Genomic DNA, 629 nt, shown 5'->3' with positions numbered 1-629 from the left:
TGCGTGCGGCCCTCCAGCGACCATTGCGCCCACTGCGAGGCCATCGGCGCGAAGCTGCCGTAGACGGCGGCGATCGGCGCGGTCATGCGGCGGTCGGTGTAGGGCGAGCCCAGCGGGTAGTTGCTGTAGTCGGCGTAGTCGACGCCGAAGGGCGTGACGCCGATCGCGCCGCGACCCAGGATCGCGTAGTGGTAGCGGGCGTAGGTCTCGGCGTTGCCGATCTCGGGCACCCACAGCGCGTTGTCGCGGCGCTGGAACTGGCCCAGGATGGCCTCGACCTTGGCCGACTCCGGCATGTAGATGTCGGGGCCGACGATGTCGATCTTCGGCGCGGCGGCCTTGTAGATGCCGATCACGTCGTGGGTCGGGCCGCCGCTGGCGAAGTCCGACTTCCACGCGCCATCGGCGCCAGCGGGTCGCGCAGCGCGTTGTTGACGAACATCGGCAGGTCGTAGACCTGGCGGCCGGCCGCGCGATCTCGCCGATGTAGCGCGCGATCGCCCAGCTGTGGAAATACTGCTCGGCGTAGTCGCCATAGACGGCGGACCAGGTACCCCTGGCCTTGTCAGCCTTGGCGGCCTTGCCGTGGAGCGCGGGGTCCGGCTTCTGCAGCCGCAGCACCTCGGCCG

Annotated in this window: 1 pseudogene; it reads right to left on the bottom strand. The window is 70.0% G+C overall.

Features of this window, described 5'->3' with window-relative positions:
• Positions 1-356, bottom strand: a pseudogene (locus FUT87_RS27695) (beta-galactosidase); the annotation flags it as partial.
• Positions 357-629: the final 273 nt, after the last annotated feature.

It is taken from the genome of Mitsuaria sp. TWR114, from assembly GCF_007997345.1.
This window is presented reverse-complemented; position numbering and strand designations above follow the sequence as displayed.